Genomic DNA, 25447 nt, shown 5'->3' with positions numbered 1-25447 from the left:
AACATTTCCCTTGATTTCGCCGGTATGCACCAAACGCATGGGTGCGATGCACAATTGGATGTTGCGAGACAGCGTAAAGGGCTCATATCCACATCACTTGCCGGTGCGTCTCCTCCTCCCATTGCGCGCCCGCAAGTGTTCCCCTCTGGAGGTATAGCCGGAAACGGCACCTTCAAAACTTAAGGCCGGGCAATTGTCCGGCCTCTTTTCTTTTCTGGGGTATGTTTAAAAAATTGCAGGCTGCTACGTCGACGACGGATACGCTCTATCGCGGTATCCCGCACGTTGCCAATGTTAAAAAAAGGGGGCCATCAGGCCCCTCGATTTTATCTGGTGATCTTCTTAGCGAAGGTTGGCGCAGAAACGCTGGATCCGTTTTCCGGCTTCTTCGAGATTGGCGTCAGAGGTAGCGTAGGAGATGCGGAAATTCGGTCCGAGGCCAAATGCCGATCCATGCACGGCAGCCACGGCTTCCGTTGAAAGCAGTTCGCTGACGAAATCCTCATCGTTCTCTATGACCTTGCCGGATGGCGCCGTCTTGCCGATCGCAGCCGCGCAAGAGGGATAGACGTAGAATGCACCCTCCGGCTTTGGGCATTCGAGGAAGTTGGTCTGGTTGAGCATCGAAACGATGAGATCGCGACGGCCTTCGAATGCCTTTTTGAAGACCGGCAAATGCGCCTGTGTTCCGTCGAGGGCTTCTACCGCTGCCCATTGCGAGATCGAGCTTGTACCGGAAGTCTGCTGGCCCTGCACCATATCCATGGCCTTGATCAGCTCGATCGGGCCGGCCGCATAGCCGATACGCCAGCCGGTCATAGCATAGGCTTTCGACACGCCGTTCATTGTCAGCGTGCGGTCATAGAGATTTGGTTCAACCTGTACTGGCGTCACGAACTTGAAGTCGCCATAGGTCAGGTGCTCGTACATGTCGTCGGTCAAGACCCAAACATGCGGATGACGCACGAGGACATCGGTAAGCTTCTTCATTTCGTCCCAGCTATAGGCTGCGCCGGATGGGTTGGAAGGTGAGTTCATGATAATCCATTTGGTCTTCGGCGTGATGGCACGCTCCAGATCTTCCGGCTGCAACTTGAACTCGTTGGCCTGAATGGCGGAGACGATGACAGGCGTTCCGCCGCATAGCGAAACCATTTCCGGGTAGCTTACCCAGTAGGGCGCGACGCAGATCACCTCATCGCCGGGATTCAGCGTAGCGAGCAATGCGTTGTAGATGACGTGTTTGCCGCCGGTCGAAACGATCGTCTGGCTTGCCTTGTAGTCGAGCTCGTTTTCGCGCTTGAACTTGCGGGCAATTGCTTCGCGCAATTGGGGAATGCCGGATACCGGGGTGTACTTGGTCTCGCCGCGCCGAATGGCTGCGATGGCAGCGTCCTTGACATTGTCAGGGGTGTCGAAATCCGGCTCACCAACGGACAGCGAGATGACGTCACGGCCCTCGGCTTTCAGATCGCGTGCTTTCTGGGTGATCGCAATGGTTGCGGAAATCTTCACACGGGAAAGGGCGTCTGCGAGGAATGCCATGGTATCGTTCTCCTGAAACGGGTTTGCGGGCCTGCTATGTCGCAATGGCGGCCGAATCGCAAGCAAAAGCATACTTGCGGGACTTCACATTATGCAGTTTCTGTGCAGGGTGTGGCATCGAATGCCGAATACATCAGCAATGTTTGAAGGATGCTTCAATCAAAATGATTGGACATATCGGCTCGTCGTGGGAATAGTCGCCCGCCAACCAAGCCGTCATTTGTGTGCCCGCACCGACGCTCTCAGGAGACCGCTACCATGCCAAGACTTTATTCACAGCCTGATTCAGGAAACTGCTACAAGCCGCGGCTTTTGATGGCGAAATTGGCGATGCCTTTCGAGCACATTTCGATTTCTTCAACCGATGGTTCAACCCGAAAACCTGAATTCATGGCGAAGAATCCAAACGGCAAGGTGCCGTTGCTCGAGTTCGACGACGGACGGTTTCTTGCAGAATCGAATGCCATTCTGCTTCATTTGGCGGAAGGCAGTCGCTTTGTTCCCGAGGATTCGTACGAGCGCGCCTTGATGTATCAATGGCTGTTCTTCGAACAATACACGCATGAGCCGAATATCGCCGTTCGCCGGGCGTTGCTAGTCTATCCGGAGCGGGCAAAGGATGCGACGCCCGAGCGCCTGGCGGCAACACTGGAAGGCGGCAACAAGGCATTGCTTGTAATGGAAAACCAACTGCAGAAGACGCCGTATTTCACAGGCAGTCATATCAGCCTCGCCGATATAGCACTCTATGCCTATACCCACGAAGCCAATCGCGGCGGATACGACCTCGCCGCCTATCCATCCGTGGCAAAATGGCTGAGCCGCGTCGCGGGCGACGAGGGCCACGTTCCGATCACATGGCTGCCAGACTGAAAACGAAAAAGGCGGGATAAATCCCGCCTTTTAAACTCTTGTGCGTTCAGAAATCAGACGATTCCCGTATGTGGATTAGCCAGCAACGCTAAGGTTGTCAGCGGACGACTTGCCCGAACGACGGTCCTGTACGATCTCGTAATTGACCTTCTGGCCATCATTGAGACCGCGCAAACCTGCGCGTTCAACAGCGGAGATATGGACGAATACGTCTGCACCGCCAGTATCAGGCTGGATGAAACCGTAGCCCTTGGTGCCGTTGAACCATTTCACTGTTCCCGTAGCCATGGGAAATTCCTTTCAGATATATAAGACAGGCAGCAAGCACATTTGCGGCCCAGGGAATCGAACCTATGCAATGGAGTTCATCAGGAAGCGCAACAGGTTACGCAGGTCGCAAAGTCACTCGACCGATAAAATCGATGCGGATTACATATGACAGAATTTGCCCCAAAACAAGCCATATTGGAATGGGTTTATCGTCAGGGTTAAGTGCGGCGGGTTGCATAGGCAAATTTTGGCCCTACATTCCTTGTTGAATTTCAGCACACTGTCCGACGTGTTTTCATAGTAGATGCTAATGTGAACTGGCCGAATCGCGGTCGTCCACGGGGGGTGACTCATGGCGGAGCAGAAACCAAGCCGATCCACAGCTACCTCCGTCGCGGGCGAAGTGGAAGCAGGGCTGCTCTCCCAGTTGCGCGTGATTTTGGATATCTACTGGATATCGCCGGTCCGTAATCGGCTGATTCTGATGATTCTCGGCGTCGTCAGTATCATCATCGTCACATCAGCGGGCCAGGTACTGCTGAACCGCTGGAATGTCCCTTTTTACGATTCATTGTCGCGACGTGATTTCCCGGCATTTGTCGACCAGCTGATGGTGTTTTTCGCAATCGCTTCGGTTCTTCTCGTTTTCAACGTCGCACAAACCTGGCTGAACCAGATGACGCGGTTGAAGCTGCGCGAGGGACTGACCCGCGATCTGGTCGGTGAATGGCTGGAACCGCGCCGGGCGTTCAAACTTTCAAATTCTGGACCAATTGGCGTCAACCCCGACCAGCGTCTGCATGAAGATGCGCGGCATCTTTCGGAAATGTCGACTGATCTCGGGTTTGGATTGTTGCAGGCCACGATATTGCTGGTGAGCTTCATCGGCGTGCTATGGACGTTTTCCAGTGGTTTCGTGTTCAATGTCTATGGTTATAGCTTTTCCATCCCTGGTTACATGGTTTGGGCAGCTATCCTTTATGCCGCCTCTGCATCGTGGCTGAGCTGGCTCGTCGGACGTAAATTGATCCGGTACAATGCGGACCGCTACCAGAAAGAGTCCGAGCTGCGTTTCTCGCTGATGCGAGTCAACGAGCATATCGATGCCATCTCGCTTTATAGGGGAGAGGCTGACGAGAATCGCCGGATTGGCTTTGATATCGACAGCCTCCTCGCGGCAATCCGCTTGCTGGTTACGGCGCTGACACAGCTGACCTGGGTCACGTCCGGTTATGGCTGGATCACCATTGTCGCGCCCATTCTCGTGGCAGCACCTGTCTACTTTGCTGGAAACCTGTCCTTTGGCGGTTTGATGGCGGCAATCGGCGCGTTCAACCAGGTGCATGATGCCTTGAAATGGTTCGTCAATAATTTCGGCGCCATCGCCGACTGGCGTGCCACGCTGTTGCGCGTGACCTCGTTCCGGCAGGCCGTGCAGGCGACCGACATCAACAACAGCGTCGAACAACGGATCAAGTTCACGCAGTCAGAGACAAACCAGATCGTCCTTGACAAACTGAAGATCACCGCCCCGCGCGAGACGGTTCGCCTGAAGGAGAAGAAGGCCGTGGTCAAGGAGGGCGAGCGTGTGTTGATCACGAGCGAACCCGGGATCGACAGAACCCTGCTCTTTCGTGCCATGGCGGGCCTCTGGCCGTGGGGGGCAGGCACAGTCAGTCTGCCCGGCAACACCAACATCCTTTTCATGCCGCGCCTGCCGTATTTCCCTCCGGGCAGCCTGCGTGAGGCGATGTCCTACCCTGTCGGTAAAGATGGATTTTCCGATGAGGAACTAGTTTCGGCGCTACACGAGCTGGGCTTGACCCGTCTCGAACCGATGCTCGACTTCAAGGCACGCTGGGACAGGGAATTGAGTGACGATGAACAGCAGTCTCTCGCTTTCGCGCGGCTCAAACTGCATAAACCGACCTGGGTCGTAATCGATGAGGCGCTGGATGGTATGGAGAAGGACGCCTACGAACGGGTTACCGCTGTGCTGCGCGATGACCTGGCCAAATCAACAGTTGTCCATATCGGGCGCGAGGACAAAAACGACCATGTCTTCTCCAAGGTGCTGCATTTCGTCAGCGATCCATCCGGCCATGGACTGGAAGAAGAGGGTATTGCAGGCGTTTGACCACAGCCGTTTGGTCGTGTTCAATCACCGCGGAGGCCAGCTTACTCAGCGTCTAGGCCCGTAAACTGCGCCCGGACTGCACGATCAGCGGAAATAATCCTGCAGCGGTCTGACCTCCAGCGATCCGGCCTTCAGCGCGGCGATGGCTTCGGCGACGGCATCGGCTCCCGACAGCGTTGTGTAATAGGGCACCTTCTGCATCAACGTTGCACGGCGCAGCGACTTCGAATCCGAGATCGCCTTGGCACTGTCGGTAGTGTTGAAAACCAATTGCACCTGACGGTTGCGGATGGCATCCTCCACATGCGGGCGGCCTTCCTGCACCTTGTTGATTTTTTGGGCTTCGACACCGTTTTCGCCGAGGAAGCGGGCTGTGCCGCCGGTGGCGAGAATTTTGAACCCCAACGCCGCCAGACGTTTTACGGGCGCGAGAATGCGTTGCTTGTCCTCGTCACGCACCGATACGAACAGCGTTCCGTCGCGCGGCAGGTCGACACCGGCACCAAGCTGTGACTTGGCGAAGGCCAAGGCATAATCGTAGTCGAGCCCCATGACTTCGCCGGTCGAGCGCATTTCCGGTCCGAGCAATGTGTCGACGCCGGGGAAACGCGCGAAAGGGAACACGGCTTCTTTTACCGCGATGTGTTTGCGCGCCGTGGTCGAAGGCTTGCCGCCATAATTGGCCAGTGCTTGGTCCAATGTTTCGCCAGCCATGATACGCGCCGCAACCTTGGCAATCGGCGTGCCGATGGTCTTGGCGACGAACGGCACTGTGCGTGAGGCACGCGGATTGACTTCGAGCACATAGATCGTGCCGTTCTTGATGGCGTATTGCACATTCATCAGGCCGACGACATTGAGCGATTTGGCGAGCGCAGCGGTTTGCTTTTCGAGTTCGGCAACAGTTTCTGCCGAAAGCGAGTGCACCGGAAGCGAACAGGCGCTGTCGCCCGAATGGATACCGGCCTCTTCGATATGCTCCATGATTCCGGAAATCCACGTATTCTTGCCGTCGCAGAGGCAGTCGACATCGACCTCGATTGCTTCGCTCAGGTAACGGTCGAAAAGAAGCGGGTTTTTGCCGAGCAGCGTGTTGATCTGGCCGGTCTTGTCGTTCGGATATTTCTGCTTGATATCCTCGGGCACGAGTTCCGGCACCGTATCGAGGAGGTAACTCTGCAGGCCGCGTTCGTCGTGGATGATCTGCATGGCGCGGCCGCCCAAAACATAGGACGGGCGAACGACGAGCGGAAAGCCGAGCTCGCCGGCAATGGTGCGGGCCTGTTCAACAGAATAGGCGATGCCATTTTTCGGCTGGGCAAGGTCGAGTTTGATCAGGAGCTTCTGGAACCGGTCGCGATCTTCAGCAAGATCGATCGCATCGGGGGAGGTGCCGAGGATCGGGATGCCGGCTTTCTCAAGGGCATCCGCAAGCTTCAGCGGAGTCTGACCGCCAAACTGGACGATGACACCGTGCAGCGTTCCAGCCGTCTGTTCGGCGCGCAGGATCTCCAGTACATCTTCGGCTGTCAGCGGTTCGAAATAGAGCCGGTCCGACGTATCGTAATCCGTTGAGACAGTCTCCGGATTGCAGTTGATCATGATGGCTTCGTAGCCTGCATCACGCAGGGCAAATGCGGCATGGCAGCAGCAATAGTCGAACTCGATGCCCTGGCCAATGCGGTTCGGGCCGCCGCCAAGGATGACAACTTTCTTTCGATCGGAGACTTGCGCTTCGGAGGCGAGCGCTCCGGCGAACGGCACTTCATAGGTCGAGTACATGTAGGCGGTCGGTGAAGCAAATTCGGCGGCGCAGGTGTCAATACGCTTGAAGACCGGATGAACATCGAGCTTGTGGCGCAGCTTGGTGACTTCGCTGGGTTCGATTCTGGCAAGGCTGGCAAGGCGCGCATCGGAAAAGCCCATGCCTTTCAACATACGCAGGTTCTGCGCATCCTGCGGCAGGCCATGTTCCCGCACGCGTTCTTCCGTCGCGACAATCTCCGCCATCTGTTCCAGGAACCATGAATCGATCTTGCAGCCTTCGTGAACTTCCTCGACAGAGAGACCAAGACGCAGGGCCTGGCCGACCATACGCAGGCGGTCCGGTGTCGGCACACCGATGGCGGCACGGATGGCATTGTTGTCATTGCCTTCGCCAAGACCGGGGATAGCAATTTCATCGAGACCCGTGAGACCAGTCTCAAGACCGCGTAGCGCTTTTTGCAGCGATTCCTTGAAGGTGCGGCCAATGGCCATGACTTCGCCGACCGATTTCATCGCAGTCGTCAGCGTCGGTTCGGCGCCGGGGAACTTTTCGAAAGCGAAGCGCGGGATCTTGGTGACGACATAGTCAATGGAAGGCTCGAACGAAGCAGGGGTGGCTCCGCCGGTAATGTCGTTGTCGAGCTCGTCGAGCGTGTAACCGACGGCAAGTTTCGCCGCGATCTTGGCGATCGGGAAGCCTGTTGCCTTTGACGCCAACGCCGATGAACGTGACACGCGCGGGTTCATTTCGATGACGATCAGACGGCCATTTTCCGGATTGACTGCGAACTGTACATTCGAGCCGCCGGTTTCAACGCCAATCTCGCGTAGCACCGCGATCGAGGCGTTGCGCATGATCTGGTATTCCTTGTCCGTCAGGGTCAAGGCAGGGGCGACGGTGATGGAGTCGCCGGTATGGACGCCCATCGGATCGATGTTTTCGATGGAGCAGATGATGATGCAGTTATCCGCCTTGTCGCGGACAACCTCCATCTCATATTCCTTCCAGCCAAGGACGGATTCTTCGATCAGAACTTCAGTCGTCGGCGACGCATCGAGTCCGCTGCCAATAATCTCGTAGAACTCGGTGCGATTATAGGCGATGCCGCCACCGGTACCGCCCATGGTGAAGGACGGGCGGATGATGGCGGGAAGCCCGACGTGATCGAGCGCCGCACCGGCCATGCCCAGCGCATGGGAAACATAGCGCTGCTTGCGGTCGCCTTCGCCGAGCTGCCACTCGGTCTCAAGCTTGTCCAAAGCCGCGTCGAGTTCGGCGCCGGAATATCTGGCTTTCACGGCTTCGCGCTGCTCCTGGTGCAACTTGCGGTCGTGGTCCTTGACTTCGGTGGCATTGGCCAACATGGATTTAGGCGTTTCGAGACCGATCTTGGCCATCGCCTCGCGGAAAAGCGCGCGGTCCTCGGCCTTATCAATAGCCTCGGCATTGGCGCCGATCATCTCGACATTGTAGCGATCAAGTACGCCCATGCGACGAAGCGACAGTGCGGTGTTGAGCGCAGTCTGTCCGCCCATCGTCGGCAGCAGCGCGTCCGGGCGCTCCTTCGCGATGATTTTGGCAACAACTTCCGGGGTGATCGGCTCGATGTAAGTCGCGTCCGCCAATTCCGGATCGGTCATGATCGTTGCCGGATTGGAGTTGACGAGGATAACGCGATAACCCTCTTCCTTCAGTGCTTTGCAGGCCTGTGTGCCGGAATAATCGAATTCGCATGCCTGACCGATGATGATCGGACCTGCGCCGATGATCAGAATAGATTTGATGTCGGTGCGTTTTGGCATGTTCGGTTCCTATCAATAGCGGTCTGCACAAAAAACCGCACGGTTTTGACCGTACGGGCAGGCATATAATTCCAAATGCGAGGCTAAGGCTGCCTTATAGGCAAAGGAAGCGCATTGTGTAACCCCAAAAACGCGCGATTTTGCGGTTTTTCGCAGCAGTTTTCGGCCAGATATATCGTGTGCATTAATCAGTCACGAAAATTGATTATCTATCGACTGCAGCTACACGTTGAAAAATAGCACCGTGCGTGAAACAAATATCGCACTATACTGTTGGAACTACAGCGCATCGACGTCTGTGCCGATGCAAGAACCGGGAGACAGGAAATGCGTTGGCAGGGCCGCAGGCAGAGTGACAATGTTGAAGATCAACGCGGCGAGGGCGGTGGTTTTCCCGGCGGTATTGGCCGCGGTGGTGGCTTTCGACTTCCAGGTGGTTCCGGCTTTCGCACAGCGCGCGGGGGAGGCTTTTCCGGTATCGTCATACTTGCCGCGATTTTCCTCTTCCTGAAATTCTGCACGAGCATCGATCCGATGCAGATACTGGTCGGTGAAGGCGGCGGCCAGCTGGTGCCCGGCCAGAGTCAAGCGCCAAGCGGCGACACATCGGTCAAGAACGACGATCAAATGACGCAGTTCGCACGCACTGTTCTTGCCGAAACCGAGGACGTCTGGAGTGGCATCTTCCAAGCCGAAGGGCAGACTTATCCGGCTCCGACCATGGTGTTGTTCAGCGGCCAAGTCCGCTCCGCCTGTGGCTTTGCAAGCGCTGCGTCGGGACCATTCTACTGCCCCGGCGACAAGAAGCTCTATATCGACTTGAGCTTCTATGACGAACTCGAACAGAAATTCGGCGCTTCCGGGGATTTCGCGCAGGCCTATGTCTTGGCGCACGAAGTAGGGCACCACGTACAGAACCTCATCGGCGTCCTGCCGAAATTCAACGCGATGCGGCAGAACATGAGCCAAGCCGACGCGAATTCCATGTCTGTGCGCGTCGAGCTTCAGGCGGATTGCTTCGCCGGTATCTGGGGGCATTTCACCAAGCAGCAAGGCATACTTGAAGCTGGCGATCTTGAAGAGGCACTCAATGCCGCCCAGCAGATCGGTGATGACAATATCCAGCGGAGGACGCAGGGCTATGTCGTGCCGGAAAGTTTCAACCACGGCACGTCAGCTCAACGCGCCAACTGGTTCAAACGCGGTTTCGACAGCGGCAAGCTCGAGAGCTGCGATACTTTTAGTGGAAATATTTGAGCTCGCATGAGCCTCAACAGCAAGATTATCTCTCCCCTTGCGGGAGAGAAAGGATTTTCCTGGATTTAGCCTCCTTGCTAAATCCTTGGAAAATCCAAGTGAGGGGGTAATTCAGTGAAGCAAATCCCCTCTCTGGCGATTTCTAGCACTTAGCAAGGGCTAAGATGCTGAAATCGCTTTCTCCCCCACAAGGGGGGAGATAAGAGCGTTAGCCCGCGTCCTGCTCACTCATGAAATCCAAACCTAACGCATGCGCCACGGCGGCGTTTGAGTGAATAGTCGTTGAATCGAACACCGGCAGAGCGAGATTGTCGTCGGTCAGGGACAGACAGATTTCCGTGCAACCGAGAATGACGCAGTCGGCACCGGCATCCTTGCCGCGCTGGACGATCTTTTCCAACGCGTGACGGGAATCATCCTTGACGACACCGCAGCAAAGTTCGTCGAAGATCACCGAATGCACCTTGGCGCGGTCAATCTCATTGGGCACGATCAACTCTATATCGAAATGGTCCCGCATGTAATCGGCGTAAAAACCGTGTTCCATTGTGTAGCGCGTCGCGAGAAGCAGGGGCCGCTTTTTGCCGGATGCCTTCAGGGTGCGGCCGGTTTCATGCCTGATATCGATGAGCGGAACATTGACGGACGCCGCAACCGCATCGGCCACCAGATGCATGGTATTGGTACAGATTAGGACGCAGTCCGCACCGGCGCCTTCAAGTCGCTTCGCTGCGTCGGCGAGAAGGGCTGCCGCTTCATCCCAGCGGTCGCTTTTCTGCAACGCGACGACTTCGGCGAAATCCAGCGATTGCACGGCGATTTTGGCTGAGGCAAGACCGCCCACACGTGTCCGGACCATTTCGTTGATCTGACGGTAATAGACCGCCGTGCTCTCCCAGCTCATTCCGCCGATCAGTCCGATAGTACGCATTGCAAGTTCCCTGAGTTGATTTACTGGCAGGATAATAAATCGGCATGGGCGCGGAGTGTCCGCAAAGTTTGTGGAAGTTCCTTGCCGGCAGACAAAAACCGGGCGTATAATTCACTAAATGCGCTTAGAAATTGCTGGAGAGGCGAGATGCTCGATGATCGTGATCGCAAGATTCTCAATTTGCTGCAGGAAAATGCGTCGCTTGCCGTTTCTGATCTGGCCGATAGGGTAAGCCTTTCGATCTCGGCCTGTTCGCGGCGCATTCAGCGTCTGGAGGACGAGGGTTATATCGCCAGGCGCGTTGTGCTTCTGGATCGGGCACATGCCGGCCTGCCGACGACGATGTTCGTGATCGTGCGTACAGCCCGGCATTCCGCTGGTTGGCTCGAACAGTTTCGCGCGGCGATCATCGACATTCCCGAAATCGTCGAAGTGCATCGCATGACCGGGACGATCGACTATATCCTGAAGCTGGTACTGCCACGCGTCGAAGCCTATGACGACATCTATAAGGCGCTTGTGGAGAAGGTCGAGTTCTTCGATATATCCGCCTCCGTTTCGATGGAAACATTGAAAGCCACGACCGCGGTCCCAACGCACTATGCCCGCTAGATTTAGGTGATGCCGGCCTGCAAAAGGCGTCTTTCTCCGCTTCCGGTGCTCACATACTGTATGCTCCGCACCGGTTCTCGAAAGCCACCATTTTTGGCGCGGCCTGACCTGAGTCCCCAGCCTCTGATTGCGCACAATCTGACAGGGTTTGTCAGGAGGATTTTGCCCAGAATGCACTTTCTGGTGGCGGAATGGCGGATTTCCTGATCATGTTCACGGATTGTTTCGCGTTATCCTATGCAATACAACGATTTTCCGCGCAATCGCGGACATAAACGCCAGTTGCGAGTTTTCCGATGATTGACCCTATCCTGGCCAAACGCGGCCTGACGCTCGTCTTCATGATCCTGCTGCTGGATATCATCGGCATCGGTATCATCGTTCCAGTTCTGCCCGAGTATCTTGAGGAACTGACCGGCACGGATGTGGGGAATGCAGCAATTTACGGCGGGTGGCTGCTTTTCGCCTATGCCGGAATGCAGTTTGTTTTTGCGCCGCTGATCGGGAATCTGAGCGATCGGTTCGGCCGCAGGCCAATATTGCTGACGTCGGTTATCACCTTCGCATTGGACAATCTGATTTGCGCGCTCGCGCCAAACTTCGCCATCCTGCTGATTGGCCGAATCCTTTCAGGTATCAGCGGCGGCAGTTACTCCACGGCCTCCGCCTATATCGCCGATGTCAGCACGGACGAAAACCGCGCAAAGAATTTCGGCCTGCTTGGCATTGCATTCGGCATTGGTTTTATTCTTGGACCGATCATCGGCGGCTTCCTCGGCGAGTTTGGGCCCCGCATACCGTTTTACGGGGCGGCGCTGATCTCGTTCCTGAATTTTGTCGCCGCTTATTTCCTTTTGCCCGAAACGCTCGCCGTGAAGGATCGCCGGAAATTCGAATGGAAGCGGTCCAATCCGCTTGGCGCCCTGAAACAGATGCGCAATCACACAGGCATTCTGTGGCTCGGGCTCGTGTTTTTCATGTTGACCCTCGGACACATGTCGTATCCGGCGGTATGGGCCTATGTCGGCAGCTACCGCTATGGCTGGAGCGAAAGCGATATCGGCATATCACTTGGCATCTACGGCCTGTGTGCGGCAATCGTGATGGGGCTCGTCTTGCCTCGCATCGTGTCGAGATTTGGCGAATGGCGAACGGCCGTCATCGGCCTCGCCTTCGCTGCACTCGGTTTCTTCGGTTATGCCAGCGCCTGGCAGGGGTGGCTGGTCTATGTGGTGATTGTTGCGACCTGCCTTGAAGGCGTCGCTGACCCGGCCATGCGCAGTATCGCCTCCGCAAAAGTGCCCGCATCGGAGCAGGGCGAGTTGCAGGGGGCGATGACGAGCCTCTTCAGCATAACGAATATCATCGGGCCGCTGATCTTCACGCAGATATTCGCGATCTTCACCGCGCCAGGCGCATCCATCACCTTTAGCGGCGCGCCCTACGTACTTGGCGGGATTTTTGTGCTGATCGCCCTGATTGTTTTCGTGCTGCGCGTCGAAAAGCCATCGCTGGCCAAAGACGAGGTTCTCGTTCCGGGTGCGTTGGCCCAGAACGAGGCCGGATAAGCAGTTTTATAGTCCGAGGTCTGACAGGCCGGGATGATCGGCTGGACGTGGTCCGGAGCGGTCCCAATGAAACTTGCGTTCGGATTCCTTGATCGGGAGGTCGTTGATGCAAGCAAACCGTTTTTGCATCAGGCCGTTTTCGTCGAATTCCCAGTTTTCATTACCGTAGGCGCGAAACCAATTGCCGGAATCATCGTGGTATTCGTAAGCGAAGCGAACGGCGATTCGGTTGTCAGTGAATGCCCAAAGCTCCTTGATCAGCCGGTAATCGAGTTCACGATTCCACTTGCGCGTGAGGAAAGCCACAATTGCCTCGCGTCCCTCGACAAACTCTGCACGATTGCGCCAATAGCTGTCGATCGTATATGCCAGCGATACGCGTTCGGGGCTGCGGCTGTTCCAGCCGTCCTCCGCGCCACGGACTTTTTGCACCGCGGTTTCGTGCGTAAATGGAGGTAGGGGCGGGCGCTGTTCCGACATGGTCGATACTCCTCATTTTTACGTTCCGTGCGTCGCACGTAACTGATCGAGGCAATGATTATTCCAACCGAGGTGTTTTTTCCATGTCCTATGAAAAGCGTATTGCACTCAATGCCCGCGGCCTGACCCTGTCCCGGCTGGTTCTAGGTGCCTGGCGCCTGCTGAACGAACCGGAAAAGCCCGACGCGGGCGGCGTGGCGAGGCTGATCGCTGCGGCGATCGATCTTGGCATGACGAGTTTCGATCACGCGGATATTTATGGAAATTACGGTGTTGAGGAAGCGTTCGGTGCCGGCCTCAAGCGCTGGGCCGGCAAGCGCGAAGCATTCGAACTCGTTACCAAATGCGATATCATGCTGAAGTCGGATGCACGGCCCGATAACCGGATCAAGCACTACGATACGAGTGCCGCACATATCAAAGCCTCAGTGGATCGTTCACTCACGAACCTGCATACGGACTATATCGATCTATTGCTTATCCATCGTCCCGATCCGTTGATGTATGCGGATGCAACAGCGGCAGCGCTTGAGGCTATCGTCAAGGCGGGAAAGGTGAGAGCAGTCGGCGTCTCCAATTTTTCGCCTTCGCAGTTCGATCTGCTGGCTTCGCGATTGCCCTTCCCCTTGGTTACCAACCAGATCGAGATGTCAGTCCTGAATACCATGCCGCTTTCGGACGGCGGTCTCGATCACGCACAACGCCTGCGCTATGTGCCGATGATCTGGTCTCCGCTGGGTGGCGGTAGTCTGTTCACGGGCGATGGGGTGCAGGAACAACGCGTGCGTGAGGCTTTGAATGCAGTTGCAGACGAAATCGGCGGAGCCGACATATCGGCGATAGCGATCGCATGGCTGTTGCGCCATCCAGCGCGGCTGATCCCGGTTCTTGGCAGTCTCAAGGTCGAGCGGCTGACCGCGATGAGATCTGCGCTGGATATCGAGCTCGATCGCCAGCAGTGGTTTGCGATTTTAAAGGCCAGTACCGGTCACGACGTCGCCTGATCAGGCGGCGTGATCGCGTTCGGGCAGTGTCTCCATGCCCTTGCTCTCCCGGATCAGGTTGAAGAACCGACGGAACAGATAATGCGAGTCCTGCGGACCGGGTGACGCTTCGGGGTGATGCTGCACTGAAAAGACCGGACGACCGACAACACGCAGGCCGCAATTGCTGCCGTCGAACAGTGAGATGTGGGTTTCCTCGACGCCATCCGGAAAGGATTCGGCATCGACGGCAAAGCCGTGGTTCATCGAAACGATCTCGACCTTGCCCGTCGTGTCGTCTCGCACCGGATGGTTGGCGCCGTGATGGCCCTGGTGCATCTTCTTGGTATCGCCGCCAAGGGCGAGCGCCAGCATCTGGTGACCGAGGCAGATGCCGAAGACCGGAATGTCGGTCTTGATAAGCTCCTTGATGGCAGGAACCGCGTATTTGCCGGTCGCCGCCGGATCACCTGGTCCATTGGAGAGGAAGATGCCATCCGGTTTATGGGCCAGAACGTCTTCGGCGGTTGCCGAAGCCGGGAGAATAGTGACTTTTGCACCAAGACCGGCGATGAGCCGCAGGATATTGCGCTTGATGCCGTAGTCGATGGCGACAACGTGGAATTCCGGTGCCGTCTGCTCGTCAAAACCTTCGTTCCACACCCATGGCTTCTCGGTCCAAACGGAACTCTGCCCCGACGTGACATCTTTGGCGAGATCGAGGTCAAGCAGGCCATGCCACGCTGCGGCGCGCTTTTTCAGCGCTGGAATATCGAACGTGCCGTCCGGATCATGGGCAATCACCGCGTTCGGCATCCCCTTCTCGCGGATGAGAACTGTCAGGGCACGCGTGTCGACGCCAGCCAGAGCAATAACGCCGCGCGCTTTCAGCCAATGATCCAGGTGGTCGGCAGCGCGATAGCTCGAAGGCGCGGTAACGTCGGCCTTGAAGATTGCGCCAACCGCACCGGCGCGATTGGCCGGCGTCAGATCCTCGATGTCTTCCTTGTTGGTGCCGACATTGCCGATATGAGGAAAGGTGAAGGTAACGATCTGGCCGGCATAGGACGGATCGGTGAGAATTTCTTCGTAGCCGGTAAGCGCGGTGTTGAAGCAGACTTCCGCTTCGCAGCTGCCAGTCGCGCCAAGGCCCTTGCCTTCGATGACGGTGCCATCGGCCAGAACCAGCAATGCCGTCGGCTTGAATTCAGTCCAGCCCGCGGTCTTTGACGATGTACCGGCGTCTGTCGTTGTGTTGGTGGTCATGCGGCACTCCTGAACGTGGGCTTGCGTCGTTGACGGCGTTGAAAAACGCCGTCCAACGTTCCATATGACATGGCTGAACGCGGTGGTGACTTGGCTCCCCACCGCAGCAACAACAAAATGTCTGGCTAAGACCCAGTCCATAAACAAAGCCGCGCTCAACGTCAATTGCGACACAAGGACTCTTCGCGGAATCATGCCAGCATCGGTATTTCGCGATCATTGTCTTTGTTCGCCGTCAACATTAGGGTGCGCGGAACCAGGAGGCTTTAGATATGCGCGATACCATCGCAGCGGCACTGACCACAGCCATCAAAGCACAAGACAAGCGCCGCGTGCCGACGCTGCGCCTGATCATGTCCGCCATCAAGGATCGCGATATTCTCAACCGGGGTTCGGGCAAGGAACCCGCAACCAATGACGATATAAGCTCCATTCTTGCCAAAATGATCAAGCAGCGCGAAGAGTCGGCAAAGCTTTATGAAGAGGGCAATCGTTCGGAACTCGCCACGCAGGAACGTGCGGAAATCGAGATCATTCGCGACTTCATGCCGAAGCAGTTGAGCGATGCGGAGATCCGCCATGTGGCCAAGCAGGTTGTCGATGAAATCGGTGCAAGCGGCCTGCGCGACATGGGCAAGAGCATGAATGTGCTGAAAGAAAGATATGCCGGCCAGATGGATTTCAGCAAAGCCAGCAGCATCGTCAAAGAGATCCTGCAGTAGACAGGTCCATGGCATCTCGTACTGGAAAGCAATAGGGCTATTACCGTAACACGCTTGCCCTTTGCCATTTCCGGGACCATGGTGCCGCCCATGCCGCTCAGACCGGGTAACTAGCAGCATCACGGCCCGCACCTTCAGGCATCCAACCCTAGCACTCACCTCTTGTCTGCAGGGTTCGTCCTGCCGTTGCCGGAAGATTTGCATGAAATGACCAGATTTCGCGCCATGTGCTGACTTCAGTTTTATAAGCCAGGGAGACAAGAAATGCGCATCAAAGATTCCGTTGTTTTTGTAACTGGGGCTAACCGTGGTCTTGGTTTGGCTTTCGCTACGGAGGCGCTCAGGCTCGGCGCAAAGAAAGTTTATGCTGGCGTCCGCACTCCGGCTGATACCGACACGCCAGACATTATTCAGATCAAACTCGACGTCACGGATAGCGCTTCGATAGCGGCGGCGGCAAAGCGCTGCGAAGATACAACGTTGCTGATAAACAACGCGGGTATCGCTCGTCTGACCAACAGCGTCCTCGATCCTCAAATGATCACGGACGTGCGAGAAATCTTCGAAATCAACTTTTATGGAATGATAGCCGTCACCCAGGCATTTGCACCCATCCTCGCCACGAATGGCGGTGGTGCGATCGTGAATGTCTTGTCCGATTCTGCATGGTTCTCCCGCCCTCTGCTCGCTGCATACTCCGCTTCAAAATCCGCGGCATGGAGCTTCACCAATGCCTTGCGCATTGAACTGAAAGGTCAAAAAACGGCGGTTGTCGGGGTTCACGTCAGTTTTATGGATACCGGCATGACCCATGGGTTTGAGATGAAAAAAATCCATCCAAATGAGGTGGCTGAAGCTGCGTTGATCGGTGTCGAAACGAACAGTGATGAAGTGCTCGTGGATGACTTCACCAAACAGGTCAAAAATAGCCTGTCTAGCAAGGATGCAGTCTATTTCAATCCTCCTGAAATCGCCTAACGTGCTCAAGGAACGATATGCCGGCCAGATGGATTTCAGCAAAGCCAGCAGCATCGTGAAAGAGATTCTGCAATAGGCAAGTTCATCGCCTCGTGTGACACTTGCTGGTGTACGATCCGAAGGCGATGAACTGCCGACCCAATCGGCTCTACCTTACTTTCTGATAAACCTTGTGCCCCGTCCCCACTCGTTCCGCTTCGAAAAGCGTTGAGTGGATTCGTCGCAATAGACGGGAAGATCGTAGCGGTACGGGAAATAGCAGTCTTTAAATTGTGGGTACCAATAACCATTCGCACGCCAGAGGCCGTCAACGCGATGCACGTGGTATTTGTGAGCGCCATAAGTTTTGCCGTGCGCCATCGATATGGTTGCCGAGCCGGACGCCAACATAGCGGCCAAAGCCAACGTTAATAAGATTGTTCCTGATTTTCTCATCGTTTGCTCCTGAATTGGAGGCTCAAAATAGTTGAAAGCTATCCTAACATAGGTTCAGCAAGTCGGTCACAATATACGTTGGTTCAGCGCCGATCCATTTTCTCCCGCAAATCGGCGAGCGCCTGCATTGCCGCTTCCTCGCGCGTCATGCCCTCCTTCATGTACTTGATAATCAGACGCTCCTGAAATTCCAGCTCTTCCACAGTGTGTTTGTCCAGGGGGCTTTCCGGGGATTTTGACTTGCGCTTCATGGTCACTCAACCTTGTTTCAATCAGGTATATTGTCAGGAAAATGTGGCATTTTGTTCATGATGCCGTGAAGCGGGAATTATGCTCGGCGCAGACCAAAGGTTTGAGCGTTTCGGGAATCTGCAGACACTAAGAGAAGCCCAATATATCGTCCTTCTTGCCTTTAGCTTCACTCAATTTCCGTTGTGGTTATGGCGGAATGGTCCGTGACGGCATATCGTCCACCTCGGATTGTCATTGGTGCGCCAGCTTTTGGGGAGACTATCATGGCTAAAACCGCTGCTCATCTTGATTTCAAGTCGGCTTTCAAGATGGAGCCAGATCCAAAAAATGCTCTCGTGTTCAAGATCACGCCGCGGAAGGGCGTTTCGGCATCTGATGCCGTTAGGACAATGCGGCGCATAACGCTTGCGGAGCAGCTCGTAACAACAATGTCGGTGGGAGGCAGGATAAAGATTCTTGCCGAGGGAGATTCTTGGATCAACATCCTCTGGCCCGAGTCAAGCGCGTTGGGATACGAAATGACCTTTGTTAACGCCCTCGCAAAAGATACCGCAAAGTACGACACACTTAATATTGGTTTTCCGGGCGATACGTTCGCGGAAATTACAAGAAATCCGCCCCAATACAAACAACCGATTTCGGGGGGACAAAGGCAGTTTTTCATATTTTCAGGTGGCGGCAACGACTTCCTTGGAGGCGGGAGTCTGGCCAAGTACGTCAAGCGCTTTTCTCAAGGCGGAGGCTCAAGTGATCCGCGTGACTACATCAAGGATAGCGAATTCAAACAAATCTTGAACGGGCTCAAAGCCGGATACAGACAGATGGTGAAAAACGTCAACGTCTGGTCAAGCGGCTACACCCATGTCCTGCTGCAGGGATATGACTATGCGCATCCGCGCAACAACGGGCCATGGCTGGGCAAACCGTTTAAGGCACTTGGATACGCCTGGGACAGCGATATCGCCAAAGAGATCGTGAAGTACTCCGTCGACAGGTTTTATGAATTGCTGGCGGGAGTCGCGGATTCGTCCGCAAAGGTGCATCTTGTCGATGCAAGAAATTGCTGCCAGGGCAATTGGCATGATGAACTTCACCCAAACGAAAAAGCGTCAAAGAAGATCGCAAAAAAATTCGATGCGGCAATCGACCAAATTCTTGCCGTGTCCTGACACTTCACCTCGGAAAACCTTGACGCAGTTGGCTTAAGCCGGCACCAATGCATCCAGTTCCGGCAGCAGTACAACGCTTTCCTGCTCGTTCGGGTCGCTGCGGGCAATGATCGCGGTGCAAGGCGTACTGCTGAGATTGGCCGGCAGATGCGGAACGCCGGCCGGAATGTAGAAAAGCTCCCCGGCGTGCACGACGACATGCTCCTCCAGTCGATCGCCGTACCAGGTATGCGCCTCGCCGGACAGCATATAGATCGCTGTTTCGTGAGCCTCGTGCAGATGCGCCTTGGCGCGCGTGCCAGGCGGGATAGTCAGAAGATGCATGCAGATGCTTGTGGATCCGACCGTCTCCGCCGCGATACCCTCGAAATAGTCGAGCCCCTGTTTGCCGCCATAGGTGTGGTGGGGTTTGACAATACGGCAGGTGGGTTTCGATTTTGCATCCATCACTATCCTCCATGGAATTCATGACCGGGCCTGAACACTAGCATAAAGGGTTGGCAGCAGCGGAAATCAAAAACTGTTGACCCAAGGCCGCCTTTCGCGGCAGTCGCTGGCTAACGCCGCAAAATTCGAAATTCGACGTAGTGCGGTTCTTACAGGTGAGTCGGCATCAATCTGGTCAATGCGACAATTTGCATAGCTATTATGCATTTTTGTAAGTTGCCAGATTTTTGTGCGGTGCTAAATTATTGATGTTGGGTTCTTCTCCTCCCAGATACCCCAACATGAATGTACTGCACCTCCTCCCGCGGTACATTTACAATCAGGACCGCTGCACCTCCTCCCGCAGCGGTCCTTTTTATTTGGAAGTACCACCGGCCTCTTCAGGCGGTTGCTTCTGGGTTGCCAGTTCCTCGACTGCCTCCGTGAGGGTAACCACTTCCTTTTCCCGCATCTGGTCGATCTTCTGGTGAAGAAGTTCGATCTTTTCATGTAGCAATTCGATTTCGAGCTCTGCTTTGATATTGATGCGATAGTCGTTTTCCGCCTCCTTCCGATCGATATCCTGCTGGCGGTTCTGGCTCATCATGATGAACGGCGCGGCGTAGGCGGCCTGGAACGACAGAGCCAGGTTAAGAAGTATGAAAGGATAGGGATCCCATTCCCGCACATAGGCGGTGACGTTGAGCACAATCCAGAAAAAGAGGATTGTCGTCTGGATGATGATGAATGACCAGGATCCCATCGTTGCGGCAACTTTGTCGGCGATCTTTTGTCCGCGTGTGAGCTGATTTTCGAGATCGGCAGGCTTGATGTCGCGATCCCGCCGGCGAATTGCCCTTAGATGGTGAAGCAGCTTTCGTTCGGTATCCCACAGGCCTTTTTTCACTTCTTCGACATTGGTCATTCTTTTATCCGATCGCTTTGCTCATATTGACGCCTGTCACGCGAAATCCAGAAACATCATAAACATGTTTTGCCCGTTTGTTGTCTTCAGCCACGCGCAACTTGATTTGCGTGAACCCCGTTTTAGACAGTCCCAATTCCAGAGCGGCCAAGGCCTCCTTGCCGTAGCCTTTTCCCTGATGCGCGGCGAAAATATGGAAATCGCTTATGTAGATCGAACGTGCCGGGATATCCGGCCGATACCGGAAATACCCGACTAAACTGTCGTCACCTAGAAGGCTGTCGATTATACACAGCAGCACCTGGCCCGACGTTTCCACACCCTGCGGCAAATCCTCACCAATCTCCCGCAAGGCCTGTAAACGGGATTCGACAGGTGAAAGGTGGTAGTTGGCTGCTATTTCCGCCGCGTAGTCAGGAATGAAATAATCCAGATAAGCCGAGTATTCATCGGCACGCATCGATCTTAACGAAATCATCACGTTCATTTCCCGTTTTGTTGATTTTTAGTTCAGCGCTCCGCTGGAACTCGAATGACTTTGCGGCGTTCATTGATAATAAAAACGGAGGCTAAAATGAAAGAACAAACCTGGTCTACCATTATTGGAATGCTTGCTGGATTATCAGTCGGCGCGGGTGTTGGCGAAGCAATCATGGGCAATGTACTTCTTGGACTACTGATCGGTACCGCCATGGGCGCTTTTATTGGGTCCAACAATCACATTCATCGCGACTATTGAACACGAAATACACTGGCACAAGTGAGACGGCCTTTTCGTTTTGGATAGCGCCGATGGCTCGACGCCATAAACGGTCAGCTGTGCAAAGCGCGCAAACGTGTGGTGTTCAAAAGACCCTGTTCTTCGAGGACGGGATACGCCATGGCGGCCAGCAGCGAATTGACCTGTTTCAGATCGCGGATCGTGTCGAGGTGAATCGAGCTCGTCTCGACGCTGCGGATCGTGCCTTCACGAAGGCGGCGGAAGTGCCGCTCGCTGCTCTGCTTTTCAAGGTCGCGCAAGTGGTCTTTTTCAAGCACCAGTTGATGGGCCGTTTCCCGATCACGTGAGACGAGAACATTGAACGCCATACGCGCGTTGGTAAGCACCTTGGCGTGGAAGTTGCTGAGTTCCAGCCAGCCCTCGTCGGTGAATTTGAGTTTCCGGTCCATCTTCTTCTGCACCAGCGCCAGCATGTTGCGTACGATGATGTCGCCGACCTGTTCCAGCTTCACGCAGGCGCCAAGCAGCTCCCGAGCGCGTGCGACTTCAAAGTCGCTCAGAGGTTTGGTCGTCAGCTTGGCAAGGTAGAGTTTGATGGCCGCGTGCTTGCGGTCGACCTTGTCATCAAGGGCGGACAATTCGTCGATACGCTCCTGAACGGGGTTCTCGTAGAGCCCGATGATCCCGCGCAGCATGATCTCCACTGTCTCACAAACGCGCACGGTCTCGCGGGTGGCATTGGCCAGCGCAAGGCTTGGTGTGTCGAGCACGCTTTCGTCGAGAGCGCTGAGTTCCGCGTGATCGAGCGATTTTGGTTGTTCGACTGGGACATTGAGCGCGACGACAGCCTTGGTAACCTTAAGGACAAGCGCGGAGAGGGGAACGCCAGCAAGCAGGATGATGATGTTGAAGAGGATGTGGCCATTGATGACCTGATCGGCCGGTGCGGAGCCGAGGAAGGCCACAGATGGCTTGAAAGTCAGATAAAGGATCAGGATAACGATGGAACCAGCCCCGCGCATCAGCAGATTGCCCATCGGCACAATACGCGTCTGCGGGGCAGCATTGCGGGTCAAAAGCGGTGCGATGAAGGACGACCCGAGGTTCACGCCAAAAATCATCACGATCCCGAGTTCCGGCTGGATGAGGCCGCGCGAGGCAAATGTCACCAGCAGCAGCACGGCGGCGATGCTGGAATGGAACAGCCACGTCATCAGCGCTGCAATCAGGAATGCGGTAACGGGATCGGTATTCAAATATCCGACGATCACCGGCAGTAATTCACTGTTGCGCAAAGGTTCTGTTGCCTGGCCGGTCATTTCGAGCGAAAGCACGAGAAGGCCGATGCCGACGAGGATACGGCCCACCTGCCGCCAGTTGCTTCGTTCGGTCGACATGAAGATAACGGTCCCTGCCACCAGGCAGAGTGGTACCAGCAATGTCAGGTCGAAGCTCAGGATCTTGACGACAAGCGCTGATCCAACCTCGGCGCCCCTCACGGCCATGAGTCCGGCAATACCGCTGACAAAGCCGGAACCGACAAAGGAGCCAACCAGAAGACTAACGGCCGTCGAGCTTTGCAGAGCGATGGAAAGCATCAGCCCCCACAGGACCGCGAGAACGGGATTGTGCAGTACGCCCCGCAAGCTTTGGCGCATGCGCTCGCCATAGGCCCGCTCGACGCCGGTGCGAACCATGCGTGTCGCCCACAGCAAGAGCGCTACTGCGCCTGCCAGATGCAACAAAATTGCGGAACCGTTCACTTTTGATGATCCTGTCGAGTACGGAAAACACGGTAATGCAACTACGCGATTTTAGTTGCGATTCATTAAGATAACATATCAATCAAAAAGGGAAAAAATTATGTTCCGGCTAAGAAAAAATGTGTCGTTTTTGGCATATTGTAACAATTTTATGACAGTTTTGTATCAGCCAAATAATCGTTTGCCGGCTTGTAAAAGCTCGGAGTCCATCGAGAAGCGATTCTACGCGATGAACAGGGGATGACGGGCTTGCCGGACTTCCGCCGCGTTCTTATTTAATGCAATATGGTTCAAGCCTGATAGATAGAGTTCCAGGCCGACCAACTGACTTCCGAAGCGCCAATTTTGAAGAACGAAGAGCCGCATGCGATTTCCGCCGTCCTTTCTCGATGAGATCAGGGAGCGTGTACCGATCTCCAGCGTGATCGGGACGCGCGTTTCGTTCGACCGGAAAAAGACCAACGCGCCGAAGGGTGACTTCTGGGCCTGCTGTCCGTTTCATGGCGAAAAATCACCGAGCTTCCACTGTGAGGATCGCAAGGGCCGTTATCACTGTTTCGGCTGCGGCGTTACCGGCGATCATTTCCGTTTTTTGACCGAGCTCGAGGGGTTGAGTTTCCCCGAGGCCGTGCAGCGTGTTGCCGATATGGCTGGCATACCGATGCCGGCGCGTGACGCCGAAATGGAAATACGCGAGGCGAAACGTGCCACGCTCTACGACGTCATGGAGATGGCGACAAAGTTCTTCGAGGAGCAGCTGCAGGCGGCTGGCGGAGCCAAGGCCCGTGCTTATCTGCGAGAGCGGGGCTTGAGCGCTGCGACGCAGCATTCCTATCGTCTGGGTTATGCGCCCGAGAGCCGCAACGCGCTGAAGGAACACCTGGCATCGAAGAATGCCACCAAGGAGCAGATCGAAGCCTGCGGACTGGTGGTCTATGGCGATGACAAGCCGGTGTCGTTTGATCGTTTCCGTGATCGCATCATGTTTCCGATCGAGGATTTGCGGGGTCGTATCATCGCATTTGGCGGGAGAGCGCTGGCACCCAATGCCATCGCGAAATACATGAATTCCAACGAGACCGAACTCTTCCACAAGGGCAAAATTCTCTTCAACGCTTTGCGTGCCAGAAAGGCGGCGCAACCGCAGGCCGGCCAACCGGCAAAGGCTGTCATTGCCGTCGAAGGTTATATGGATGTGATTGCCCTGGCTCAGGCCGGTTTCACCCAGGCCGTCGCGCCGCTGGGGACCGCATTGACGGAAGATCAGCTCGATCTCCTCTGGCGCATGTCGCCGGAGCCCATACTTTGTTTCGATGGCGACAATGCGGGCATCAAGGCTGCACACCGCGCGATCGATTTGGCGCTGCCCGTGTTGAAGCCCGGCTTCTCCTTGCGTTTTGCTGTGCTGCCGGAAGGCAAGGACCCTGACGATCTGGTCAAGAATTCCGGCCCGCAAGCTTTCCAGGCTGTACTCGATGATGCACGACCGCTTGCCGACATGCTGTGGACGCGCGAAACGGCGAGCGGCGTCTTCGACACGCCGGAGCGGCGCGCCGAACTTGAAGCGCGGCTCAAACAGATGACGGCGCTGATCGGTGATGAAAACGTACGGCGCCACTATGCGCAGGATGTGCGTGAGCGTATCCAGCAGTTCTTCGGTTCGAACCAGCGCAGTAACAACAACCCACGCAATAATAACCAGAACAGTTTCGGCCAGCAGAATGGTTATGGCCAACGGGGCAGGGGCGGCGCAGCCAATGGCCGTTTTGCAGTCTCGGACAGTCTGGCGCGTTCCGTTTTGGTCAAGACCACATCGGCAGCGCCTCCCTTACGCGAGACCGCTATCCTGATGACATTGTTCAATCACCCGCGGTTGATCGAGGAAGATTTCGAAACCGTGGTACGGCTTGAATTCAGCCATCCGGATCTCAAGCGCTTTCATGCGGCCATGCTCAACGCGATGGCCGAGCATCATGTCGCCAACGGGACAGAGATGCGCAAGGCGATGGTCGACACCAATCATGGCGCCTTGATTGAAGCGCTGGAAGCATTGACGCGGCGTGCGCGCATGTGGACCGCGACGGCGGAAGCGGCAGAAGAAGACGCTTTGGAGGCGCTAAAGCAGGCGATTCACTTGCATCAACGCGCAAGCACACTACATAAAGAGCTGAAAGTAGCTGAAACCGCCTTGGCGAGCGAAGCCACCGATGAAAACCTTAACCGGCTCCTCGATATTCAGAACGATATTCGCAATGCGCAGGCAACTGAAGCGCTGATCGAAGGGTTCGGAATACCGTCAGGGCGATCGGGCAAGGGGTTTTGACCGAATTGATTCGCTTTTTTCCCACGAATCAGTTGAGTCGGGGTTGACGTGGGTCAATAATGACGGAATCAGAGTGCGCGAATTAAAGATATTTCGTCGATGTTTGCGGGTAAAGCGAAAAAACCGGCAAATTCGGCAGATATGTAGCGTGACGGAATAACAAGGTTAATCCGCCATTAACAGGATTTCGGCTAGTCGATCATTTATACCTTGATGGTGTAGGGGAACCGGTGCGCTGCCG

Annotated in this window: 22 protein-coding genes; 11 read left to right on the top strand and 11 right to left on the bottom strand. The window is 55.5% G+C overall.

The features are described from left to right. Window positions 1-342: 342 nt before the first annotated feature. Window positions 343-1545 carry a pyridoxal phosphate-dependent aminotransferase gene (locus tag FHS21_RS07360; RefSeq protein WP_112530711.1) on the bottom strand — a complete coding sequence of 401 codons (1203 nt, stop codon included), beginning with the start codon at window positions 1543-1545 and terminating at the stop codon, window positions 343-345. 258 nt (window positions 1546-1803) lie between these two features. Between FHS21_RS07360 and FHS21_RS07355 the strand changes: the two genes are divergently transcribed. Beyond that, on the top strand, window positions 1804-2418 hold the full coding sequence (locus FHS21_RS07355) for a glutathione S-transferase family protein (protein WP_112530712.1): 615 nt from the start codon (window positions 1804-1806) through the stop codon (window positions 2416-2418). 75 nt (window positions 2419-2493) lie between these two features. Here FHS21_RS07355 and FHS21_RS07350 read toward each other — a convergent pair whose 3' ends face one another. After that, window positions 2494-2706, bottom strand: a complete 213-nt coding sequence (locus FHS21_RS07350) for a cold-shock protein (RefSeq protein WP_106718517.1) — start codon at window positions 2704-2706, stop codon at window positions 2494-2496. A 334-nt stretch (window positions 2707-3040) separates the two neighbouring features. Between FHS21_RS07350 and FHS21_RS07345 the strand changes: the two genes are divergently transcribed. Continuing rightward, window positions 3041-4825 carry an ABC transporter ATP-binding protein/permease gene (locus FHS21_RS07345; RefSeq protein WP_112530713.1) on the top strand — a complete coding sequence of 595 codons (1785 nt, stop codon included), beginning with the start codon at window positions 3041-3043 and terminating at the stop codon, window positions 4823-4825. An 84-nt stretch (window positions 4826-4909) separates the two neighbouring features. On the opposite strand, the gene carB is transcribed toward FHS21_RS07345, so the two are convergent. After that, complete coding sequence (carB, locus tag FHS21_RS07340; protein WP_183661558.1) at window positions 4910-8395, bottom strand: carbamoyl-phosphate synthase large subunit; 3486 nt, start codon at window positions 8393-8395, stop codon at window positions 4910-4912. Window positions 8396-8722: 327 nt separating this feature from the next. Between carB and ypfJ the strand changes: the two genes are divergently transcribed. After that, window positions 8723-9652, top strand: coding sequence for a KPN_02809 family neutral zinc metallopeptidase (ypfJ, locus tag FHS21_RS07335; protein WP_112530715.1), 930 nt, complete (start codon window positions 8723-8725; stop codon window positions 9650-9652). Between the two features lie 208 nt (window positions 9653-9860). Here ypfJ and FHS21_RS07330 read toward each other — a convergent pair whose 3' ends face one another. Continuing rightward, complete coding sequence (locus FHS21_RS07330) at window positions 9861-10583, bottom strand: aspartate/glutamate racemase family protein (protein WP_112530716.1); 723 nt, start codon at window positions 10581-10583, stop codon at window positions 9861-9863. Between the two features lie 147 nt (window positions 10584-10730). Between FHS21_RS07330 and FHS21_RS07325 the strand changes: the two genes are divergently transcribed. Both FHS21_RS07325 and FHS21_RS07320 read left to right on the top strand, forming a co-directional pair. Next, a complete protein-coding gene (locus FHS21_RS07325; RefSeq protein WP_112530717.1) occupies window positions 10731-11195 on the top strand; it encodes an Lrp/AsnC family transcriptional regulator in 465 nt (154 codons plus the stop codon). Between the two features lie 296 nt (window positions 11196-11491). Next, window positions 11492-12763: a TCR/Tet family MFS transporter gene (locus FHS21_RS07320; protein WP_112530718.1), complete on the top strand. Its 1272-nt coding sequence runs from the start codon at window positions 11492-11494 to the stop codon at window positions 12761-12763. A 6-nt stretch (window positions 12764-12769) separates the two neighbouring features. On the opposite strand, the gene FHS21_RS07315 is transcribed toward FHS21_RS07320, so the two are convergent. Beyond that, window positions 12770-13243: a nuclear transport factor 2 family protein gene (locus FHS21_RS07315; protein WP_112530719.1), complete on the bottom strand. Its 474-nt coding sequence runs from the start codon at window positions 13241-13243 to the stop codon at window positions 12770-12772. Window positions 13244-13326: 83 nt separating this feature from the next. Between FHS21_RS07315 and FHS21_RS07310 the strand changes: the two genes are divergently transcribed. Next, the gene (locus tag FHS21_RS07310; protein WP_112530720.1) at window positions 13327-14247 is read left to right on the top strand and encodes an aldo/keto reductase; all 921 of its coding nucleotides are present in this window, start codon (window positions 13327-13329) and stop codon (window positions 14245-14247) included. Here the strand turns inward: FHS21_RS07310 and carA are convergent, their stop codons facing one another. Then, on the bottom strand, window positions 14248-15492 hold the full coding sequence (carA, locus tag FHS21_RS07305) for a glutamine-hydrolyzing carbamoyl-phosphate synthase small subunit (RefSeq protein WP_183661551.1): 1245 nt from the start codon (window positions 15490-15492) through the stop codon (window positions 14248-14250). Between the two features lie 272 nt (window positions 15493-15764). On the opposite strand from carA, the gene FHS21_RS07300 reads away from it, so the two are divergent. Together FHS21_RS07300 and FHS21_RS07295 are read left to right on the top strand one after the other, a co-directional pair. Continuing rightward, entirely contained in the window at window positions 15765-16214 is a 450-nt protein-coding gene (locus tag FHS21_RS07300) for a GatB/YqeY domain-containing protein (RefSeq protein ID WP_112530721.1), read from the top strand. 264 nt (window positions 16215-16478) lie between these two features. Next, on the top strand, window positions 16479-17192 hold the full coding sequence (locus FHS21_RS07295) for an SDR family oxidoreductase (protein ID WP_112530722.1): 714 nt from the start codon (window positions 16479-16481) through the stop codon (window positions 17190-17192). Window positions 17193-17710: 518 nt separating this feature from the next. Here FHS21_RS07295 and FHS21_RS07290 read toward each other — a convergent pair. Next, the gene (locus FHS21_RS07290; RefSeq protein ID WP_162701954.1) at window positions 17711-17878 is read right to left on the bottom strand and encodes a hypothetical protein; all 168 of its coding nucleotides are present in this window, start codon (window positions 17876-17878) and stop codon (window positions 17711-17713) included. Window positions 17879-18142: 264 nt separating this feature from the next. Between FHS21_RS07290 and FHS21_RS07285 the strand changes: the two genes are divergently transcribed. Further along, entirely contained in the window at window positions 18143-19048 is a 906-nt protein-coding gene (locus FHS21_RS07285; RefSeq protein WP_112530723.1) for an SGNH/GDSL hydrolase family protein, read from the top strand. Between the two features lie 33 nt (window positions 19049-19081). On the opposite strand, the gene FHS21_RS07280 is transcribed toward FHS21_RS07285, so the two are convergent. From FHS21_RS07280 to FHS21_RS07270, 3 genes are all read right to left on the bottom strand, one after another. After that, complete coding sequence (locus FHS21_RS07280) at window positions 19082-19495, bottom strand: cupin domain-containing protein (RefSeq protein WP_112530724.1); 414 nt, start codon at window positions 19493-19495, stop codon at window positions 19082-19084. 355 nt (window positions 19496-19850) lie between these two features. Further along, window positions 19851-20399 carry a DUF1003 domain-containing protein gene (locus tag FHS21_RS07275; protein ID WP_112530725.1) on the bottom strand — a complete coding sequence of 183 codons (549 nt, stop codon included), beginning with the start codon at window positions 20397-20399 and terminating at the stop codon, window positions 19851-19853. Between the two features lie 4 nt (window positions 20400-20403). Continuing rightward, window positions 20404-20886 (bottom strand): GNAT family N-acetyltransferase, encoded by a 483-nt coding sequence (locus FHS21_RS07270; RefSeq protein WP_246410912.1) that lies wholly within the window; start codon window positions 20884-20886, stop codon window positions 20404-20406. Window positions 20887-20931: 45 nt separating this feature from the next. Between FHS21_RS07270 and FHS21_RS07265 the strand changes: the two genes are divergently transcribed. After that, the gene (locus tag FHS21_RS07265; RefSeq protein ID WP_505483633.1) at window positions 20932-21138 is read left to right on the top strand and encodes a YMGG-like glycine zipper-containing protein; all 207 of its coding nucleotides are present in this window, start codon (window positions 20932-20934) and stop codon (window positions 21136-21138) included. 74 nt (window positions 21139-21212) lie between these two features. On the opposite strand, the gene FHS21_RS07260 is transcribed toward FHS21_RS07265, so the two are convergent. After that, the gene (locus FHS21_RS07260; RefSeq protein ID WP_112530727.1) at window positions 21213-22883 is read right to left on the bottom strand and encodes a Na/Pi cotransporter family protein; all 1671 of its coding nucleotides are present in this window, start codon (window positions 22881-22883) and stop codon (window positions 21213-21215) included. Between the two features lie 364 nt (window positions 22884-23247). Between FHS21_RS07260 and dnaG the strand changes: the two genes are divergently transcribed. Further along, on the top strand, window positions 23248-25206 hold the full coding sequence (gene dnaG, locus FHS21_RS07255; RefSeq protein ID WP_112530728.1) for a DNA primase: 1959 nt from the start codon (window positions 23248-23250) through the stop codon (window positions 25204-25206). The last annotated feature ends 241 nt before the right edge of the window (window positions 25207-25447 follow it).

This window comes from Phyllobacterium trifolii, assembly GCF_014192095.1.
Lineage (GTDB): Bacteria > Pseudomonadota > Alphaproteobacteria > Rhizobiales > Rhizobiaceae > Phyllobacterium > Phyllobacterium trifolii.
The sequence above is the reverse complement of the archived record's forward strand: the minus strand, read 5'-3'. Positions and strand labels throughout refer to the sequence as shown.

Coding starts and splice junctions, on each gene's coding strand:
- FHS21_RS07360 (WP_112530711.1), bottom strand. CDS start 1,545: ATGGCATTCCTCGCAGACGCCCTTTCCCGTGTGAAGATTTCCGCAACC.
- FHS21_RS07355 (WP_112530712.1), top strand. CDS start 1,804: ATGCCAAGACTTTATTCACAGCCTGATTCAGGAAACTGCTACAAGCCG.
- FHS21_RS07350 (WP_106718517.1), bottom strand. CDS start 2,706: ATGGCTACGGGAACAGTGAAATGGTTCAACGGCACCAAGGGCTACGGT.
- FHS21_RS07345 (WP_112530713.1), top strand. CDS start 3,041: ATGGCGGAGCAGAAACCAAGCCGATCCACAGCTACCTCCGTCGCGGGC.
- carB (WP_183661558.1), bottom strand. CDS start 8,395: ATGCCAAAACGCACCGACATCAAATCTATTCTGATCATCGGCGCAGGT.
- ypfJ (WP_112530715.1), top strand. CDS start 8,723: ATGCGTTGGCAGGGCCGCAGGCAGAGTGACAATGTTGAAGATCAACGC.
- FHS21_RS07330 (WP_112530716.1), bottom strand. CDS start 10,583: ATGCGTACTATCGGACTGATCGGCGGAATGAGCTGGGAGAGCACGGCG.
- FHS21_RS07325 (WP_112530717.1), top strand. CDS start 10,731: ATGCTCGATGATCGTGATCGCAAGATTCTCAATTTGCTGCAGGAAAAT.
- FHS21_RS07320 (WP_112530718.1), top strand. CDS start 11,492: ATGATTGACCCTATCCTGGCCAAACGCGGCCTGACGCTCGTCTTCATG.
- FHS21_RS07315 (WP_112530719.1), bottom strand. CDS start 13,243: ATGTCGGAACAGCGCCCGCCCCTACCTCCATTTACGCACGAAACCGCG.
- FHS21_RS07310 (WP_112530720.1), top strand. CDS start 13,327: ATGTCCTATGAAAAGCGTATTGCACTCAATGCCCGCGGCCTGACCCTG.
- carA (WP_183661551.1), bottom strand. CDS start 15,492: ATGACCACCAACACAACGACAGACGCCGGTACATCGTCAAAGACCGCG.
- FHS21_RS07300 (WP_112530721.1), top strand. CDS start 15,765: ATGCGCGATACCATCGCAGCGGCACTGACCACAGCCATCAAAGCACAA.
- FHS21_RS07295 (WP_112530722.1), top strand. CDS start 16,479: ATGCGCATCAAAGATTCCGTTGTTTTTGTAACTGGGGCTAACCGTGGT.
- FHS21_RS07290 (WP_162701954.1), bottom strand. CDS start 17,878: ATGAAGCGCAAGTCAAAATCCCCGGAAAGCCCCCTGGACAAACACACT.
- FHS21_RS07285 (WP_112530723.1), top strand. CDS start 18,143: ATGGCTAAAACCGCTGCTCATCTTGATTTCAAGTCGGCTTTCAAGATG.
- FHS21_RS07280 (WP_112530724.1), bottom strand. CDS start 19,495: ATGGATGCAAAATCGAAACCCACCTGCCGTATTGTCAAACCCCACCAC.
- FHS21_RS07275 (WP_112530725.1), bottom strand. CDS start 20,399: ATGACCAATGTCGAAGAAGTGAAAAAAGGCCTGTGGGATACCGAACGA.
- FHS21_RS07270 (WP_246410912.1), bottom strand. CDS start 20,886: ATGAACGTGATGATTTCGTTAAGATCGATGCGTGCCGATGAATACTCG.
- FHS21_RS07265 (WP_505483633.1), top strand. CDS start 20,932: ATGACTTTGCGGCGTTCATTGATAATAAAAACGGAGGCTAAAATGAAA.
- dnaG (WP_112530728.1), top strand. CDS start 23,248: ATGCGATTTCCGCCGTCCTTTCTCGATGAGATCAGGGAGCGTGTACCG.